The sequence below is a fragment of the Paenibacillus algicola genome (assembly GCF_005577435.1).
GTDB lineage: Bacteria > Bacillota > Bacilli > Paenibacillales > Paenibacillaceae > Paenibacillus_AQ > Paenibacillus_AQ algicola.
This window is the reverse complement of sequence record NZ_CP040396.1, coordinates 2,816,066-2,835,126: the sequence shown is the minus strand read 5'-3', so window position 1 is coordinate 2,835,126 and position 19,061 is coordinate 2,816,066. Positions and strand designations below refer to the sequence as shown.

The 19,061-nt window shown below is 50.1% G+C and carries 14 protein-coding genes; 13 read left to right on the top strand and 1 reads right to left on the bottom strand.

Translation table 11 applies throughout. From position 1 onward, the window contains the following. The first annotated feature begins 158 nt into the window (after positions 1 to 158). From E6C60_RS13195 to E6C60_RS13180, 5 genes are all read left to right on the top strand, one after another. Positions 159 to 1,193, top strand: coding sequence for an ABC transporter substrate-binding protein (locus E6C60_RS13195; protein ID WP_175415295.1), 1,035 nt, complete (start codon positions 159 to 161; stop codon positions 1,191 to 1,193). Then, positions 1,190 to 3,292, top strand: a complete 2,103-nt coding sequence (fhuB, locus tag E6C60_RS13190) for a Fe(3+)-hydroxamate ABC transporter permease FhuB (protein WP_325053157.1) — start codon at positions 1,190 to 1,192, stop codon at positions 3,290 to 3,292. The genes E6C60_RS13195 and fhuB overlap by 4 nt, the downstream gene beginning before the upstream one ends. Positions 3,293 to 3,469: 177 nt before the next feature. After that, entirely contained in the window at positions 3,470 to 3,988 is a 519-nt protein-coding gene (locus E6C60_RS13185) for a sulfite exporter TauE/SafE family protein (RefSeq protein WP_233281005.1), read from the top strand. A 50-nt stretch (positions 3,989 to 4,038) separates the two neighbouring features. Continuing rightward, positions 4,039 to 4,197 carry a hypothetical protein gene (locus tag E6C60_RS21345; protein ID WP_233281004.1) on the top strand — a complete coding sequence of 53 codons (159 nt, stop codon included), beginning with the start codon at positions 4,039 to 4,041 and terminating at the stop codon, positions 4,195 to 4,197. A gap of 289 nt (positions 4,198 to 4,486) precedes the next feature. Further along, complete coding sequence (locus E6C60_RS13180) at positions 4,487 to 7,549, top strand: PAS domain S-box protein (protein ID WP_175415294.1); 3,063 nt, start codon at positions 4,487 to 4,489, stop codon at positions 7,547 to 7,549. A 281-nt stretch (positions 7,550 to 7,830) separates the two neighbouring features. Here the strand turns inward: E6C60_RS13180 and E6C60_RS13175 are convergent, their stop codons facing one another. Then, positions 7,831 to 8,769 carry a polysaccharide lyase family 7 protein gene (locus E6C60_RS13175; RefSeq protein WP_138226268.1) on the bottom strand — a complete coding sequence of 313 codons (939 nt, stop codon included), beginning with the start codon at positions 8,767 to 8,769 and terminating at the stop codon, positions 7,831 to 7,833. A 314-nt stretch (positions 8,770 to 9,083) separates the two neighbouring features. On the opposite strand from E6C60_RS13175, the gene E6C60_RS13170 reads away from it, so the two are divergent. From E6C60_RS13170 to E6C60_RS13135, 8 genes are all read left to right on the top strand, one after another. Next, on the top strand, positions 9,084 to 9,290 hold the full coding sequence (locus E6C60_RS13170; RefSeq protein WP_138226267.1) for a tautomerase family protein: 207 nt from the start codon (positions 9,084 to 9,086) through the stop codon (positions 9,288 to 9,290). Continuing rightward, positions 9,283 to 10,236 (top strand): ABC transporter permease, encoded by a 954-nt coding sequence (locus tag E6C60_RS13165; RefSeq protein ID WP_233281003.1) that lies wholly within the window; start codon positions 9,283 to 9,285, stop codon positions 10,234 to 10,236. Before E6C60_RS13170 ends, E6C60_RS13165 begins: the two co-directional genes overlap by 8 nt. A 13-nt stretch (positions 10,237 to 10,249) precedes the next feature. Beyond that, complete coding sequence (locus E6C60_RS13160) at positions 10,250 to 11,128, top strand: carbohydrate ABC transporter permease (RefSeq protein WP_138226266.1); 879 nt, start codon at positions 10,250 to 10,252, stop codon at positions 11,126 to 11,128. Between the two features lie 164 nt (positions 11,129 to 11,292). Then, entirely contained in the window at positions 11,293 to 12,873 is a 1,581-nt protein-coding gene (locus E6C60_RS13155) for an extracellular solute-binding protein (protein WP_138226265.1), read from the top strand. A gap of 36 nt (positions 12,874 to 12,909) precedes the next feature. After that, positions 12,910 to 13,947 carry a response regulator transcription factor gene (locus tag E6C60_RS13150; RefSeq protein ID WP_138226264.1) on the top strand — a complete coding sequence of 346 codons (1,038 nt, stop codon included), beginning with the start codon at positions 12,910 to 12,912 and terminating at the stop codon, positions 13,945 to 13,947. Next, entirely contained in the window at positions 13,944 to 15,737 is a 1,794-nt protein-coding gene (locus tag E6C60_RS13145; RefSeq protein WP_138226263.1) for a cache domain-containing sensor histidine kinase, read from the top strand. The genes E6C60_RS13150 and E6C60_RS13145 overlap by 4 nt, the downstream gene beginning before the upstream one ends. A gap of 23 nt (positions 15,738 to 15,760) precedes the next feature. Continuing rightward, a complete protein-coding gene (locus tag E6C60_RS13140; RefSeq protein WP_138227797.1) occupies positions 15,761 to 16,528 on the top strand; it encodes an SDR family NAD(P)-dependent oxidoreductase in 768 nt (255 codons plus the stop codon). A gap of 45 nt (positions 16,529 to 16,573) precedes the next feature. Continuing rightward, positions 16,574 to 18,892: a DUF4962 domain-containing protein gene (locus tag E6C60_RS13135; RefSeq protein WP_138226262.1), complete on the top strand. Its 2,319-nt coding sequence runs from the start codon at positions 16,574 to 16,576 to the stop codon at positions 18,890 to 18,892. The last annotated feature ends 169 nt before the right edge of the window (positions 18,893 to 19,061 follow it).

The following is a 19,061-nucleotide window of genomic DNA, read 5'->3' as shown; positions in this document are numbered from 1 at the left end:
GCTTGTTCTGAAGATTAAGCTCCTGAAATCTCTCTGAAAAAACAGGATTGACAACCTCTTTGATAATGGTTATCATTTATCTATGTTGACGATAATGATAATCGTTATCAATCGGTATCATCAACCATACATAACGAGAGATAAAGGAGAGAAATACATTGCGTAATATGAAAGGCTTGTTCTTATTGTTCGTCATGTTCAGTGTACTGTTAGCAGGCTGCGGGGGCTCGGGCACAGCTTCAAACCAAAGTGGGGGCAGTGAATCCGCACCTGCAGGCGAAAGCGCCAGTCAGGGCACAAGTGGTGCACAAAGTGAGGCACAGACCCGGACCATTGAGCACGTGCTGGGAACTACAACAATTACAGGTGTACCAGAGAGAGTGGTAGCATTGGAATGGCTGTATGCCGAGGATGTGCTGGCTCTGGGCATTCAGCCTGTTGGCATCGCGGATATTGAGAATATGAATAAATGGGTGAACATTCCCGTGGAAATTGGAGCAGACGTTATGGATGTCGGTTCCCGTCAGGAACCAAACCTTGAGCTGATTGCTTCCTTGAAGCCGGACCTGATTATCGGTCTGAAGGGAAATCTTGAAGCAAACTATGCGGCGTTTGAGAGCATTGCCCCGACGCTTGTATTCGATCCTTATCCTGCAGAAGGCAATGGTGATCAATATGAGGAGATGATCAGTACGTTTAATACGATTGCGGACGTTCTGGGTAAGCAAGAAGAAGCAGCCAAGGTGCTGGACGGCCTGGATCAGACCTACGCTGATGCTAAAGCCAAGCTGGATGCTGCCGGAATGACAGAGCGCCCGTTCACGCTTGCTATGGGCTACAGCAATCAGAATGCCGTTACGTTCCGAATCTCGACGAATAATTCCTTGGCCATTAAGATTCTGGAGCACATCGGTCTTCAAAATGCTTATGAGCCGAAGCAATTTGAAGTGTACGGCTTTACAACGGCAGACGTTGAAGCGCTGCCTCCTTTGCAGGATTCGAACTTCCTGCACATCATTCAGGAAAGCGATAACGTCATCGACAATCAGCTGAAGGACAATCCTGTCTGGAACGGATTGAACTTTGTTAAAGAGAACCGGGTGTATGCCCTGGGCGGTGATATGTGGCCATACGGCGGGCCGCTGTCTGCTCAGGTTATGGCTGAGAAGACAGCGAATCTGCTCACTCAATGAGCCTGATGTCCTCTCATTCCCATTCCAGCCCGGCCAGTGCTCCTCCAGCTCCTACCGCATCCCGCGGCAGGAGCTGGAAGCCGTTATGGATGCTGGCTGGCGGAATTACCGCGCTGCTGGTGCTAACCTTCCTCAGCCTGACTCAAGGTCTGGCTGACATCTCCGTTCAGACTGTAGTTCAGGCACTGCTAAATCCTCAGGATCTTGCAGACCATCATATGATTCGCAGTGTCCGGCTGCCGCGCACCGTGATGGGACTGCTGGCTGGAGGAGCGCTGGCTGTATCTGGCGTCCTCATGCAGACGGTCACCCGCAATCCGCTAGCCTCGGAGACGACACTTGGCGTGAATGCCGGCGCTTACCTGGCTGTCGTAGCCGGGATGATTTTCTGGCCAGGTCTTCTGCACCAATATGCCATGCCTTTGGCGGTGCTGGGCGGAACGCTCGCAGCGCTGGCCGTCTTTGCCCTCGCTGGCCGATCGGAAGGGGCGCCGCTCCGCATTGCACTGTCAGGTATGATTGTGACCCTGGTCCTGTCCTCCGTAACCAGTGCGCTGGTGCTGCTCAATCAGCAGACGACCCAGGGTATCTTTCTATGGGGCTCCGGGTCGCTGATTCAGAACGACTGGGACGGTGTCGCCTTTTCGTGGCCATGGATCATTGCCGGTCTGATCGCGCTGTGTCTGTCTGCCCGCCACTGGGACGTGCTTACCTTAAATGAGGAAAGCGCACGTTCACTCGGTCAACGAGTGGGCACAGCCCGCTTTGTGGCTATGGGCGCAGCGATCGTACTGGCTGGTGTCACGGTGAGTGTGGTTGGACCCATTGGTTTTATCGGTCTGATGGCACCGCATCTGGTCCGTCTGTCCGGTGTCATCCGCCATGCGGGTCTCATCCCGCTTGCTGCGTTATGGGGGGCGGCGCTTCTTGTTGGCGCAGACACGATTGCCCGCATGTTCGTGGATGCCTATGGCGAGCTACCGGTAGGCGCAATTACTGCCATGCTGGGAGCCCCCTGCCTGATCTGGCTGTCGCTGCGCGTCTCACGCTCTATGATGGGCAGAAGTGGCAGCGGCGGCGGCTCGATGGTCACCGGCGGCCGTCTTCGAAGGGTGCCATATCCGGTCATGATATTACTGTGCAGTATGCTGCTCCTTCTGGTGTGGGTATTTAGCCTGATGGGCGGAAGCCTGAAGATCCCACTGGCAGAGGTCATAGCCGTTCTTACTGGTGGAGGAGACCCCCTGTATCGCCAGATTTTGCTGGATTTCCGGCTTCCCCGGCTGCTTACTGCGGGCTTGTCCGGCATGGCTATTGCGATCAGCGGCAGCCTGCTGCAGCATGCGGTTCGGAACCCGCTGGGTGATCCTCAGGTGATCGGCGTTACGAGTGGTGCTGGCGCTGGTGCGCTGCTGCTCATGGTCGCTTTTCCTCAGCTGTCTGCAGCCTGGGTGCCTGCCGGAGCTGTACTGGGAGGGATGCTGGCCGCAGCACTCGTCTACGCCGTTTCATGGAGAAGGGGCCTCCATCCAACAATTCTTACCCTGGTAGGGATTGCCGTGGCCGCTTTGGGCTCGGCCATCATTAACCTCATGATTATTTATGCAGAGGTGGATGTCGCCCCGGCCTTGTCCTGGATGGCTGGCAGCACGTACAATCGAAGCTGGACCGAGGTACAGCGAATCGTTCCGGCGATTCTAATACTGGTGCCGATTGCTGTCTGGCTGGGACGCCGGGTAGACCTGTTGAATTTTAATGAAGAAAGCTCCATTGGGCTTGGACTTCATGTGCGGAATACCCGCATGGGTGTCGCCGTTATCGCGGTACTGCTGGCGTCGATCGCGGCGGCCAATGTGGGCTCGGTCGGCTTCATCGGCCTGCTGGCACCGCATGCAGCCCGGATGCTGACCGGCGCCAGCCACCGGAGATCCATGATTCTTGCAGCTCTGCTTGGAGGCATATTGCTAGCCGGGGCAGACTGGATCGGTCGTGTGGTCATCATTCCGAAGGAGCTGCCCTCCGGCATTGTTACCGCTCTGCTCGGAGCACCCTATCTGCTGTATTTGATGTGGAGAAGCAATAAAGTAAAGGTGAAATGACCGCTGACTGTCTCAGTCAGCTTGCCGGCTCGTGCGTAATGACACGGGTCGGTTTTTTTGCGTTATAGGGAAGCTGATGCCCGCAAGCTCGAACCCTATACAAAAGAGGCTGAAGGTGAGACAATATTCTAGTTTGCATATTTTTTAACGTTAAAGCATCGGAGAGGAAATTTCAGCTTGGACATTTTATGGATAACAGGAATGCTCGTCATTGTGCTGGCTGGCTTTATTCAAGGCCTGACGAGCTTCGGCTTTGCATTGATTACACTGCCTTTTTTGGCCCAGCTGGTGCCGCTTACGGAGGCTGTACCGCTTGTGGTTATTTTAAGCCTGTGTACAAACCTGGTCATATTTACACAAACACGCGATTTTATCGATTTGAGATCCATCTGGCTTCTGATTCTTTGCAGCGTACTGGCTGCCCCTTTAGGAACCAAGCTGCTGCTGGTTGTGGAGGCTGGCCTGCTGAAGGCGGTAAGCGGTGCAGTCATCGTCGTGGCCGCCGGTTTATTGCTGGCCGGACGTTCATATCCCATCCAGAGAGAGCGGCTAGGGATGGTGCCGGTAGGGATTCTGACCGGACTCTTGAACGGCAGCATCTCCATGAGCGGACCGCCGGTCGTATTGTTTTTGTCCAATCAAGGGGTAGACAAGCAGGTTTTCGAGCCAATCTCAATGTATACGGAATTCTATTAAATCTGGTCACCATCAGCACCTTTATATATAGCGGATTAATTACAGAAGCGGTGCTGCTCCAAACGGCATGGTATATCCCTTGCCTGCTGATTGGCGTACTGATCGGGCTAAAGGCAGTCCGAAGATTAAACGAGCAGCGGTTTAAACGATTTGCTCTCGGATTCATTCTGATTTCGGGAGGCTGGCTGCTGATCCAGTCCTTATTCTGATGGCGACAGGAATCGCCTTTTTGGTACTTTTTGAGGCCTCTTTTTTTCATGCTTGCGCATATAGGTTTGTCTGAGCTGTTTCAGTTTCGCTATAGGAGCTTATAGATATAATGTAGAAGGTCTATTCTATGGTGTACATATTAAGAATGATTGGCAGCACGATGTCCTCAGACGATCGAAAAACCCCCTATAAACAGGCAGATCTCGGCACCCCATGTATCCCTCCAATTAGCGAAGGATCATTCTTTATACAAGCATAATGGCAGTAGTCGGAAGGAGTCTGGGTTCAATGAACATACAGCAGGAATATGAGTGGTCTGGGATTTGGCTGTCCCATGTGAAGGAGCTGGTCATTTTTTACCGGCAGGATGGGACCATTGCTTATGTTTCACCATCTTGTCTGAGAATCCTCGGGTATGCTCAGGAGGACATGATTGACAGACATCGAAGTGAGTTTGAGCTAAAAAGGGATGTGCCTTATTGCTCCTACGCTCATCATTTTGGAGAAATCGAGTCTGAGGAGCTGTATTTGCGCACCATGTCTCATCAAGACGGCCGGATCCTCTGGTTCGAGGCGGAAGAGCGAGAGATCGACAGGCTGCCGAACGGCGAACCTGGAACGATGTCAACCGCCAAGGTCATGACAGAGCAGAGAAGAAAGATGCTGATGTGGTCGTATGCCCGCTCGATGGTACAGGTCGGCTATTGGGATTGGGACTTTGAGAGCGGCAAAATATATTTCTCCCCGGAGATTCGCGACATGGTCGCTGGAAAGGTACAGGCTTTGGAGCAATCCCCGCAGCCCTTCTATGACCTTATTCACCCTTCAGACGTGGATACTGTAATCAAGACGCTGAATACTGGTACGAAGACCGGGCAAGGCGGCGATATTCGGTTTCGCATCCTGCTTCCCGGGGAGATCTGGCGCATGCTCCGCTGTGTTTGGGGCGTCTTTAAGACGGAGGATGGACAATTAAATCGGGTATTCGGCGTTATTCAGGACATCACGGAATCGATTGAAATGGAAGAGAAAATGCTGGAGAGCGAGCGCATGTACCGTCTGATTGCGGAGACCTCCGGCGACTGGATTACGCTTCACAAACCGGATGAAGCGGCTACAGTCCTGTATTCCTCTCCGGTCTGTAAATCCATGCTGAATTATGAACCGGAGGAGCTCATCGGGATCCCTGCATTTGATATTATTCATCCGGATGACCGGGAGCCGGTTGCCGAGTTTTTGGGCCGGGAAGGGATCCATGAGGACGACCGAATTACTCTTAGAGCGTTACATAAAGATGGACATTATATCTGGATTGAAACCTCCAGCCGCAGACAATATAACGAGAAGGGTGAAATTACCTCCTTTATCTCCGTGTCGAGAGATATTACAGAACGGAGAAAGGCGGAGCAAATGCTGAAGGAGAATCAGCAGCGCTATAAATCCTTATTCGATCATAATCCGTTCGCCGTCTATTCCATGAACCTGAATGGCGACTATTTAACAGCCAATTCTAATCTCCAAAAAATTACAGGCTACACCCTCGAGGACTTGATCGGCATGTACTGGGGACCGCTCGTGCATCCGAAGGATCTGGACAAAACCAATTATCATTTCAATCTGGCCAAGCAGGGAGAGCCGCAAAGCTATGATCTGACAATCATTCATAAAGACGGTCATCTCGTTGAAATTAACTCGACGAATATACCGATTGTGGTCGATGGAGAGATCGTTGGAGTGTACGGCATCACCTATGATATTACAGACCGCAAGCGGCATCTGGAGCAGATCGAGAAGCTGAGTAATCAATATAACCTGATCTTGAACAGTGTCAATGAAGGCATTATCGGCTTCGATGAGGAGGCCCGGCCGATCTTCATTAATCCTGCTGGAGCCGGCATGCTTCAAATGGATCCAGGCGAGATTAGCGGCTACAGCTATGATGAGTTTATGAAGCAGTTCCAGACCAATGTGGCTCTCCAGTCTGAGAATGCGGGGATTTACCGCGCCATTCAGGATGGCAGAAGATATGCCGTCAGTGAAGCTGTACTGCTTCGAAAGGATGGCTCAAGCTTCCTGGCAGACTATCAGGTGACTCCGATCTGGGATAAAGGCGTGCAGAAGGGTGCCGTTGTCGTCTTCCGGGATATTACGTCCGAGAAGGAAATTCTGAAAGCCAAGGAGATGGCAGAGAAAGCAGACCGGGCCAAATCAGAATATCTGGCGATTATGAGTCATGAGATAAGGACCCCGATGAATGGCATCATGGGGATGGCCGATCTGCTGGATGAGACACTGTTATCCGAGGAACAGCGAAGCTATCTGAATACGATACAAACGAGCTGCAACGCTTTGCTGCGCATTCTGAATGAAATTTTGGATTTCAGCAAGCTGGAAGCCGGAAAGATGGAGCTGAGCCACGAGCAGTTCTCTCTACACTCTGTAGTTGGCAGTGTGGTAGATTTGTTCCTTCCGCGCGCAAATGAGAAAGGAATCTCTCTTGAGGCAGACATTGAGGACAAGGTCCCGGTCCTTGTGGAAGGAGACGAGGGCCGCTTCCGGCAGGTGCTGGTGAACCTTGTCGGCAATGCGGTGAAATTTACGGAGGAGGGAAGCATCCGAATTCACGTTAAATATGAATATGCCTCCTCCATACACTCAGGCGGATGGTTTACAGTCTCCGTGACGGACACCGGAATCGGTATCCCGGAAGAGCGGCGCGACCAGCTCTTTCAATCCTTCTCCCAGCTGCATCCGTCGATTAATTTGAAATATGGCGGCACAGGGCTGGGGCTGGCTATTTGCAAAAAACTGGTTGAGCTGATGGGTGGTACGATCGGAATGCAGAGCAGGGAGGGGACAGGGTCAAGCTTTTATTTTAGCCTGCCGTTTATGGGTCGTAACAAAGACAGTGAGCTGGCGGCAACGCCCTCCAGTCAGCCTCGGCTTCCAGAGCCCGAATCCGACTCCTCTGCACGGAGCTCTTACGCCTTGCGGGCCTTGATTGCGGATGACAATCTGATTAACCGGACCTTGCTGTCCAAAATGCTTGGGAAATTCGGGCTGCACACGGATCAGGCAGAGAATGGAAGGGAAGCCGTTAAGGCTTATGAAGAACAGCGGTATGATATCATCTTTATGGACATTCAGATGCCGGAAATGAACGGCTTCGAGGCCGCGCAGGCGATTCTCCAGCAGAGCAAGGACGGCCGCTCGCCGATTATCGTTGCGGTTACCGCCTTTGCGCAGCAGAACGACCGGGAAGCTTGCCTGGATTGCGGGATGCATGATTTTATTAGCAAGCCTGTCTACGTATCAGAGATCAAGCGCGTATTAAACCGATGGTTTCATTAAAAGCTCTTACCATCATCATTCGCAAGGGAGGCTACAGCCTCTACGTATAATAAACATGATAAACCGCGTAGCTCGGGTAAACCAGGCTATGCGGTTTTTTTAGGTGCGCCTGGAGAGGGAAGCACCAATCACATCGAAGGCTGGGGAAATGACTAAACCCGTAAAAAGCTCGCACAGGCAGGGACCAAAGCTTCCCTGCGCAGTGCGAGCGTCTGCGGAGCATGTACCTATGGAATTAAAGCGCTGTAACCCGAACAAGCTCCTGATGAATCCCTTATCGCTTACGGATGAACATGTGTGAGCGAGAAGAAGGTGGCCTTTACATGGTCGGACTTGTCGCTTGTAGTATCCGTATTGTTTTGGTTATAGACGCCAGCCTTGTAATACAAATATTTGTTGTTATAGCCTGACGGCAGATTATAGTTGACGGTTGTTGTTGATCCACCCTCCGGAGTTACCTTGACCGTCATTTTCAAGCCGACAACCTTGATTTCATAGCTCCATTTCTGGCCCAGTGCAATGCCATTGGAAGGATTGAGGCTGGATGGTCCTCCGAGAACATTGACCCATGTGTTGTTATTGTTCAGATCGTCCGTGCCAAAGTAAATGGCACCCTTGCTGTCGCTGGGACGCTTGTGGAAATACAAGCGAATCGGCTCTGTATCCGGTCCATGAATCTGGCCTACAACGACACGGCCGAGCTTGGAGGTATCTCCACTGGTTGAGACGCGGTCTACTCGCAGCGTGGCTTTCATGGTGCCGTCTACTCCGCCGGCCTGAGCCTTAATTGAAGAAGAGGAGGTAGAGGTCACCCAGTTGTTACCATACGAGGTGGTGCCCGCCGAAGCGTTCAGCATTTCCCGAAGCTCGGAACGGGTGTAGCTGCTGTTGGTCGTCGTACTGCCCAGGTTCGGAGCCACAAATACCATACCGCCTGTCGCGGAATCGGTATAGAACCATTTGGCGTTGCTGTAATTACTGAGGTTAGTAATCTCCGAAGCGTCAGGCAGCGTAAGCTTCCATTTCGTAAGATTAAAATTCTGAGAAGGCGGCTGGCTTGGAGAAAGCGCATTCATAGAATGAGATGATGGAGCAGCCTGGGCAGATGGGATTTCTCCTTCGGCAGCTAAAGCTCCAGTGCTTAAGCCGGCGGAGCCGAGCAGCAAGGCCGATCCCAATACAGCGATTCCTGTCTTCCGAGCGATACGGTAGTTCATCATTACAATTCCTCCTTTTTAATGGTAAAGAATGATTTCACAAGAGTAGCAAAATCTGCGAGCCGCACTCCTTTCTCTACAACAGTGCGCCATTGCTCCTGCGCCTACCTATAAAATATCAGATACTGGAAGAACATACTGTTGTTTTCCATAGATGACATATGGAATATTTTAGAATAAATTCGTAACCAGTTCCACATTGCGATACCCTAAAAAAAACACCAATTCACAAAAAGGGAGACCCTAGATAGAGGAAACGAAAGTGCTTACAATAAATTGCAGGACAGATTATTTATCCAAGAAAGGAGTTTACCAGCATGCCACAAATCACCATAAAAATGTACGAGGGTCGAAGCCAGAGTCAGAAGGAAGAAATTGTTGAAACGTTTACCCGGGAGCTGTCTCGCATTATCGACAGAGAACCGGAATTCATCTCGATCACCTTCGACGAAATTCCAGTAGACGAAAATGCACCGGAGCATCTTAGGAAGCAGAAGGAGCTTGAAGGAGGCAGCCGTGGCTAAGTCCTTGACAGCACAAGATACGAGAACCCTTCGGCCGGAGGAGAGATCGATTTTCTCCTACATGTGGAAGTATAAAACCTTATACATTCTGGCTCTGCCAGGCGTCCTATATTTCATCCTGTTCAAATATGTACCGTTATTCGGATCGGTAATCGCGTTCCAGGACTACAACATTTTCAAAGGCATGTGGGACAGTGAGTGGGTAGGACTGGAGCATTTTCGCACCATGTTTGAGCATTATGACTTCATGCGTATTCTGGGCAACACCTTGTTAATCGGCTTGTATGATACGCTGCTTGCATTCCCGGCGCCTATTATTTTGGCACTGCTGCTGAATGAGCTGCGGCTGATTTTTTACAAAAGAGTACTGCAAACCGTTGTGTATATGCCCCATTTTCTTTCCTGGGTCGTTGTCAGCGGGGTTGCGGTCGGTATCCTGTCTCCCTCCACCGGGGTGGTCAACACCTTCCTGGGCTGGTTCGGAATCGACCCGATCTACTTCCTGGGTGAAGAATCCTACATTCGCTCCATTCTGATTACGTCCGGGATTTGGCGGGACAGCGGCTATGGCACCATTATTTATCTCGCAGCGCTTGCCGGTATCAATCCGGATCTGTATGAAGCAGCGGAGGTCGATGGAGCAGGACGCTGGAAACAGACCTTATCGATTACATTGCCGGCTTTGCTGCCGACGATTATGATTTTGTTCCTGCTGCATATCGGTAAATTTATGGACTTCGGCTTTGAACGCGTTATTGTATTCCTGAATCCGCTGAACACGGAGAACGGTGAAATTCTTGATACTTATATTTATAAAGCCGGTTTGCTGCAGCAGCAGTACAGCTATACGACAGCCATGGGATTGTTCAAATCCGTAGTCGGCTTGATGCTGGTCTATATTGGGAATCTTATCAGTAAAAAAACAACCGGCGAGAGCTTGTACTAGGAGGTGAAGGACAATGAATCATGCAACTCAAGGACAGAAGATATTTAACGTTTTCAATATTATTCTGCTTACTGCCATCGCGCTCTGTATGTTTCTGCCATTTGTAAACGTATTGGCCCAATCCTTCAGCTCTTCGCTGGCGGTTACGACGGGCAGGGTTACCTTTTTTCCGGTAGAGTTCACCTTTACGAACTATCTGTACGTATTCAGTGATGCTTCCATCTGGCGTTCCTTCGCGGTCACCATTTATATTACCGTGCTTGGTACACTGATTAATCTGGCGGCTACTGCTTCGCTGGCCTATCCCGTTTCCCGACAGGAATTCGTCGGCAGAAAATACGTGGTTATGCTGGTGTTGATCACAATGGTATTCAGTGCACCGCTCATTCCTAACTTTATCCTGATCAAGGAACTGGGAATGATGAACTCCTTGTGGTCCTTGATGATTCCGGGAGCGATATCTGCTTTTAACTTCTTCGTCATGAGATCTTTCTTCATGCAGATTCCAAGCGAGCTCATTGATGCTTCCCGGATTGACGGCTGTGGAGAACTCCGGATCCTGTGGAACATCGTGCTGCCGCTCTCGAAGCCAGTTATGGCGTCTCTTGGTATCTTTTATGCAGTAGGACACTGGAATACCTTCCAGTCGGCCCTGTACTATATTAACAAGCCAAGCCTGTGGCCGCTGCAGGTCAAGCTGCGTCAGATGATTACCACGGACGATATTTCGATCGATCCGTCGGCATCGCAGTTTAGTGATCTGGCCCATTCATCTCCGGAAGGAATCAAGATGGCGGTTATTATCGTCGCAACGATTCCAATCATCATGATCTATCCTTTCCTGCAGCGTCATTTCGTAAAAGGCCTGATGCTGGGTTCCGTTAAATCCTGATCCTGATTTCTAAAATGGCACCTAAAGAAAACACGAGACCATCTCAAACTCTCCATGGCGCCATGATTTGGAAAAAAGCTAGAATGAAATCAACTCGTTGAAAGCGCTATCTTAATAGTCGCTTATGACGTATAATCAATTTAAGGAAAAGAGGGGTAACGGACATGAAAAAATGGGGATCATTCACACTCGCAGCATTGTTAGCGCTCGGTACGCTGACAGGCTGCGCACAAGAAGCGGCAACGCCAGAGAAGCCCGCCACCAACAGTGAAGGCAAGGCAGCAGAGGGCACCGATCAAGGTAAAGCAGAATTCTCAATCTCGATGCGTACACTGGCATTCAACCACGTAGAGAAGTCACCTAATATCAATGAAGATAAATGGGTGAAGAAGCTGGAGGAGATTACAAATACGGACCTGGATATCGTGCTGGTTCCCCATAAGGATTATGAGCAGAAGATGCTCCAAATGTTTGCGACTAATGACATTCCTGATGTCGTTCAGGGCAGCGGCGGCGTAAACGGCAAGGAAATGGGCGGATCTGTACAAGCCGGCGTGTTCCAGCCTCTAGATGATCTCCTGCAGGAGCACGGTCAGAACCTGCTGAAGGTTATTCCGAAGGACGTGTGGGCTAACGTTTCCTACGAAGGCAAGATTTATGCCATTCCGGAGTGGCTGTCCAATCCATCCCGGAGAGCAACCTGGATCCGTATGGATCTGCTGGAGAAGTCAGGGCTTCCAGTTCCTGTAACGGTAGACGATTACATGAACGTCATGAGAAAGTTTAAAGAAATGGGCGTTGAGAATCCGTACATGGGAAGAGAAAACTTCCGTTATTCCGATACGTTCTTCGGAGCCTACGATGTATTCCCGTATCAATCCATGTTCGAGAAGCAAGGCGATCAGATCGTGCCGAAATTCATGGACAACGAAAACATGATGCAAGCACTGACCACATATAAGACAATGTATGACGAAGGCTTGATCAATAAGGAATTCGCAACGATTAACCCGACGAAGTTTAAAGAGACGATTTTGTCCGGTAAAGCAGGGATCTGGACGATGAATGCTAATGAGCTTCTCCAATGGGAGCAGCAGCTGAAGGCAGCGGTTCCTGATGCAAAGGTAGCCATCATCCCATCTCCGGTAGGACCTGACGGCTCCGGCGGACATTATCTGTACGGTTCGGTATCTAGAGCCTACTTCATTAATCAGAAAGTTGAGAATCCAGAAAAGATCATTCAGTTCTTTGACTGGATGGTGAGTGAGGAAGCAGAGAAGTTTTTCAGCTTCGGGATCGAGGGAGAGAATTACACGGTTGAGAATGGAAAAATCAATTACAAGGCACCAGTAACACCGCAGGAAGTAGACGAAGAGCGCTACCGTCAAGCCTTCTTGTGGATGGTACAGGACACCACGTACAACAAAGGTACGCTGGAGCTGTCTGAACAAGGACAGAAGCTAATAAAGGTATATGACGATGTCCTGGCGAAAGAAGGACGTGATGGAATCTCCTTCGAGCCGCGTTTGGACGCATTCCAGAAAAATCCGGATATTTCCCCGATCTCTGATCAGGCTCCACCGGTCATTCTGAACCACATGGTCAAGATTGTATACGGCAAAGAGCCGGTAAGTGATTGGCCGAAGGCGGTAGAAGAGTGGAAATCCAAAGGCGGCGACGAGGTCATCAAGGAAGCAACCGAGAAATACAACAATCAACAAGGGGTGCTTGAGCCGCGCCGCTAAACCCCTGACTGAATGAACTGAAGGAGGCCCAATAACATGTACCGAGTGCTGATAGTTGATGATGAGCCGATGATCAGGCAAAGTCTGTCCGTATTAATCTCTGAGAGGAAGGATCTCATTGTGGACGTCAAGACTGCCGAGAACGGAGCCGCAGCGCTTGGAATATTGGAGGAGGGCCTTCCTGATTTTATATTTACGGATATTCGGATGCCCAAGATGAATGGAATTGAGCTGTGCCGACATTTGTTCCAACAGGATTCAAGTGTTCAGATTGCTGTTGTATCCGGTTATGGTGATTTTGAATATGCTCAGCAGTGCATGTCTCTAGGCGTGAAGGAATACCTGCTTAAACCCGTTTCCCGAGACAAGGTCCATCATGTTCTGGAGAAAATGGCTGCAGCGGCACGTAAAAAAAAGAAATCCACCTATATTTCTCCGGTTCGCCTGGAGGAGGTTGCCCACGCGATGGAGCAGGCAATCTGGTCCCTCAGCAAGGAGCAGCTGAACAAGCTGCTTAAGGATTGTGAACAAGAATTTATGGGATATGGATTAGGAGAGAAGCAACAACAGGAGCTGCTTCAGGCCTTGTACGGATTGGTTCTGAAAAAGCTAAACGCAAGAGATATTTATGCATTCCAGGTCAATACAGAGCTCATGTTTCATGAAGGACGAGAGCTGTACCCTAGACTTCAAGACGCGCTGAATCTGTTTATAGATCAGCTGCAAAGTAAGCGTCGCGGTCATGTCAAGGACCCGGTGGAAGAATCCAAGCGGTATATTGAAGCTCATCTCGCCAGGGAATCCTCGCTGGAGGAAGTGGCGGACATTCTGGGACTCAACCCGTCTTATTTCTCGCAGATGTTTAAGCAGTCGACAGGAGAAACCTTTGTGCAGTACCGGATCCGGCGGCGGATGGAGAGAGCCAAAAAGCTGCTTCAGCAGCCGCACTACCGGATCACGGATATTGCCTATGACATTGGCTACGCTGATCATTCACATTTTACTAAGACGTTTAAGAAATATACCGGTGTTTCACCTTCCGAATTCCGGCAGAGCCTGGGGATGAATGGATGAAAGCTTCACTTGCCCGCCAGGTGTTTCTTTACTTCCTTATTGTGATCATACTTTCCTTGACAAGCCTGGGATTGTTCTCTTATTTTAAAGCCTCACGAGCGCTTGACCGCCAAATGGAGAAGTATATTTCCCAAATGACTACGAATATGGCTTATCAGACGGATATCTTTTTGGATCGCTATAAGGATGTTAGCAGCTCTATGCTGTCCAGCTGGGATATCAAGTATTTCCTGGATATGGACTATACAGACAGCTACTCCTACTTTTATTATTCCTCCCAGATTCGGCGCCACGCCCTGGAGCCTTTATTTGTTCAATATCCACAGATTCATCAGATTTATCTGATTGGAAAAAATGGGCGGGCTGTCGTTAATGACAGCTCCATCCATGTGGAAAAACGGCTGGAATGGCTATGGGAGCGCACGCCTGCTGAGGGAGGCATTGTCGTTCTGAATGACCGAATTGCTTCAAGCAAGACCAATATCGTTACACTTGCGAGAAGAGTTCGAGGCTTCTCCAGTTATGAGCCCACAGGGGTCCTGGCGGTGGAGCTGAATGTGCAGGAGCTGACACAAATGTGGCAGCAGAAGGATTTGGGGAAGGACAGTTATTTCTTTGTCCTGGATGAGCTTGGACGATATGTATATCATCCGGAATCTTCCTTGATTGGACAGAAGGCGGACGAAGAATTAAAGTCCAAGGTGCTGCATGGGGAAGAGGAAAGCTTTATTTCAGGTTATGGTGATGATCATCGTTTATTTGTTACCCGATCATCCTTGGAATCAGGATGGAAGCTGACCGTTTCTATTCCGGTAAAGGAGCTGCGGGAGCCTGTAAACTCTATCCGTTCCACAACCATCACTGTAGGACTGATTACATTGGCACTGGCCGCATGGCTGGCTTTCCGGTTCGGACATTCTATCGTTTCTCCAATCCGCCGGTTAAACAGCAGTATGCGCCAGACTGAGAAAGGAAATTGGCAGCAAATCCAAGGGGTTCATCGGACTGATGAGATCGGCGGTTTGATGCACAGCTACAATATCATGGTTTCCAGATTGTCAGAAATGATCGAGAAGGTTTATGAAACGGAGCTGGCCAATCAGAAGGCTGAACTTGAGCTGCAGGAATCCTCGCTGGAACGTCAAAAAGCGGAATTCCAAGCCCTTCAGCTGCAGATTAATCCACACTTTTTATACAATACGCTGGCTACTGTAAACGGTTATGCTATCGTGCAGCACTCCGGTGAGATTTCTGAAATTGTGGAAGCGATGTCCTATATGCTGCGATATTCCATCCAGACGAATCTGGAAGAGATAACAATCGCAAATGAGCTGAACCATGTCCGTAATTATTTAATTATTTTAAAGCACCGCAGCGGGAGAGAGATCGAGATCGATGTAGATATAGATCCCGAGCTGCTGCTGGAGAAATGCGTCCGGCTTACCTTACAGCCATTGGTGGAAAATATTTTCCAACACGCATTTCCTGACGGGATGGAGGATTACCATCGGATTCGGATCGACGCCAAAATTGAGAATCAATGCTTCTACGTCATGGTAGAAGACAATGGTGTCGGTATGACTTCGGAGCAGCTGCAAAAGCTGCAGGAGCGCCTGCGTCAAAACCGTTTGGCTGAGGCGCCGAAGGATACTGTGTATCATCACGGCGGGATCGGGCTGATGAATGTGCATCGGCGGATTCAGCTGGTGTTTGGGGATGAGTATGGACTGTTTGTAGAAAGTGAAGAAGGCAAGGGGACCCGGTTTGTGATGAAAATGCCGGAACAATAAAAAAAGAGGAGGATTTCTACATGATTAACTTGGATTTGACAGGAAAAATTGCATTGGTAACAGGGGCGAGCGGCGGGATCGGCAGAGCCTGTGCGTTAATGCTGAGCCAAGCGGGTGCGAAGGTAGCCATCAATTACAGAAGCAGTGCAGAGGATGCCGAGCAGGTTGCAGCCCAGATTCGGGAGGCTGGCGGTGAGGCTGCGCTATTTCAGGCAGATGTGACTCAAATTGACCAGGTTGAAGCAATGATTCAGGGCATTCAGGAGCAGCTGGGTGGAACTGTAGACATTCTGATTAACAATGCCGGTCATCTGGTAAAGCGGGTTGCCAACGATGTCATGACAGAGGAGCATTACAATCAGGTCATGGACGTCAATATGAAGAGCACGGTCTTTGTAACCCGTGCTGTGCTTGCCGGCATGAAGGAGAAAAAATCCGGAAGAATTGTTAATATGACCTCTGTAGCCGCCCACAACGGCGGCGGTGCTGGAGCCAGTATCTATGCGGCAAGTAAAGCAGCCGTGATCTCCTACTCCAAGGGCTTGGCCAAGGAACTGGGTCCGGATGGTATTACTGTTAACTGTATTTCTCCGGGCTTTATCGGAAACACCGCCTTCCATGCAACGTTTACACCGGATAGTGCGAGACAGGCGACAATTAACAGCATCCCGCTTGGACGTGAAGGACATCCGGATGATGTGGCTTCTGCGGTCATCTATTTCGTCTCTGATCTCGGTTCATACATTACCGGCGAGACGCTTGAGGTTAACGGCGGAATGTTCATGCGTTAAAAAGAAACCATCAATGAGCACGCAATTCTAAGGAGGTAATCTGTAATGATTTCAGGTAACAGTGCATTGTACCAACCCAAATCCGGTAAGCTGACCGTTCAATATAAGCCGGATCAGGAGACCAAGCTGGTCGAGAATCCGCCGAGATTCACCTGGATGGCGGCCCGCCTTGAGGATGATCAATACATCCTGCAAATTTCTTCATCGCGTGAATTTAAGGATCAGGATACACTGACCTACAGTCCGATTCCTTACAATTTCTTCACACCGGATGAAGTGCTTGCCCCGGGCACCTATTACTGGAGATATGCCCTGCTGGGAGATTCCCATGCGTCCTCCAGCACACTGGCTACGGACTGGAGTGAAACTCGGGAATTCCAGGTTCTGCCCGACCTGCCGGAAACGCCATTGCCGGCGAGAGCAGATCGCTATGCTCATGTGAAGACAGAGCATCCTCGCTTGTGGCTGAACCGGGAGCGGTTGAACACATATCAGCAGCAGGTTCAGGAGGATCCACAGTCTGCGGGCTGGGATGAATTCTACGAGAAATCCGTGAAGCCATGGATTGACAGACCGCTTATTGCCGAGCCTGCACCTTATCCGGACAATAAGAGAGTCGCAGTCCTGTGGAGAAAAATGTACATGGATTCGCAGGAAGTGCTGTATGCAATTCGGCACCTGAGTGTGGCCGGTGTTGTGCTGAAGCAAGAAGACCTGATTCAACGGGCTGTAGAGTGGCTGGTGCATGCTGCTTCCTGGGATACTGAGGGCACAACCTCCCGGGATTACAACGATGAGGTGGCATTCCGTATTGCCGGTGCACTGGCCTGGGGCTATGACTGGCTATACGAATACTTGTCAGACGATCAGAAGGATCTTGTCCGGAAAAGTCTGTTCCGTCGCACCGAGCAGGTAGCCTTCCACGTGATTGAACGCTCCAAGATTCATCATGTGCCTTACGACAGCCATGCCGTCCGCTCGCTGTCTTCAGTCTTGGTCCCATGCTGTATCGCTTTGCTGGGCGAGGAGCCGAAAGCGCAGGAATGGCTGGATTACACGGTTGAGTACTACTCCACCCTGTACAGTCCTTGGGGCGGGGAAGACGGCGGCTGGGCTGAGGGTCCAATGTACTGGACGACCGGTATGGCCTACCTGATTGACGCTTTGAACCTGCTCAAAAATTATACGGGCATCAATATTTATTCCCGTCCATTCTTCGACAAGACCGGGGATTTCCCGCTCTATGTATTTCCGCCGCATACGGCTCGGGCTAGCTTCGGAGATATGTCGAATCTGGGTGAGCCGCCAAGCTTGAAGACGGGAGTGAACATCCGTCAATTTGCAGGCATTACTGGCAACCCATACTACCAATGGTATTATGAGCAGCTGAAAGAGAAAGACACCGATGCAGACAGCAAATTCTATAATTACGGCTGGTGGGATTTCCGCTTTGACGAGCTGATCTACCGTTCAGATTATCCTCAGGTTCAGGCGGAGGCTCCAAAGGACGCTGCTCCGCTGAAGTGGTTCCGTGATGTAGGCTGGGTAGCTATGCATTCCCGCATGGATGATCCTGAAGAGCATGTATTCCTCTTGACCAAGAGCTCTTCCTATGGCTCCCTGTCTCATAGCCATGGAGATCAAAATGCGTTTATCCTGCATGCTTACGGCGAGCCGCTGGCGATCCAAAGTGGATACTACGGAGCCTTCGGCAGTACGCTTCACCGCAACTGGCGCAGACATACCCTCTCCAAGAACGCGCTGCTCATTGATGGTAAGGGACAATATGCCGACAATGACAAGGTGAAGAACATGGAAGCTTACGGTAAAGTGGTTACCGCAGAAGACCGGGGTGCATACCTCTACACGAGACTGGATGCTACCGAAGCTTATCGCAGTGAGGTTCCTTACCTGAAGCGTTATGAGCGCGAAATTTATTTCATCGGCGGATCCTATGCCGTGATTGTGGATCAGGTTGATCTGGAGCAGTCCGGCCGGGTAGATTGGCTGTTCCACACGCTGCATGAAATGAAGCTGAAGAATCAGGCGTTCCGAGTTGAGGGCACTAAAGCAGATATGGATGTTCAATTTGTGTACTGCTCATCCGGGGAATTGGAGCTATCTCAAAGTAATGCCTTTGCCAATGTAGATCCGGCAGAGCTGGAAGGTCTCGACATTCACTGGAATTTGAAGGCGACTACGCGTTCAGCGTCAGCGCACCGCATCGTATCCGTACTGGTGCCGATGAAGAAGTCGGAGCCGAAATACGTTTCACATTTTATGGATGATCAAGACCACGGTATTCATTTGTACTTCACGCTGGACGGTCAGACACAGCAGGTTCAGGTTCCTAAAGTCTATTAATTTTTCGTTAGTCAGGGTTCTCTAAGGTTTCTTCCATATTGAAGACCTTTGCGGAAAATTTCCGCAAAGGTCCTTTTTTTTTTTTTGAATAGCGTATTTGAAATGGCAAAGACAGGGTATAAATGTTTATACGTTGACAACCTGTATATACAGGTATATGATGTGAATC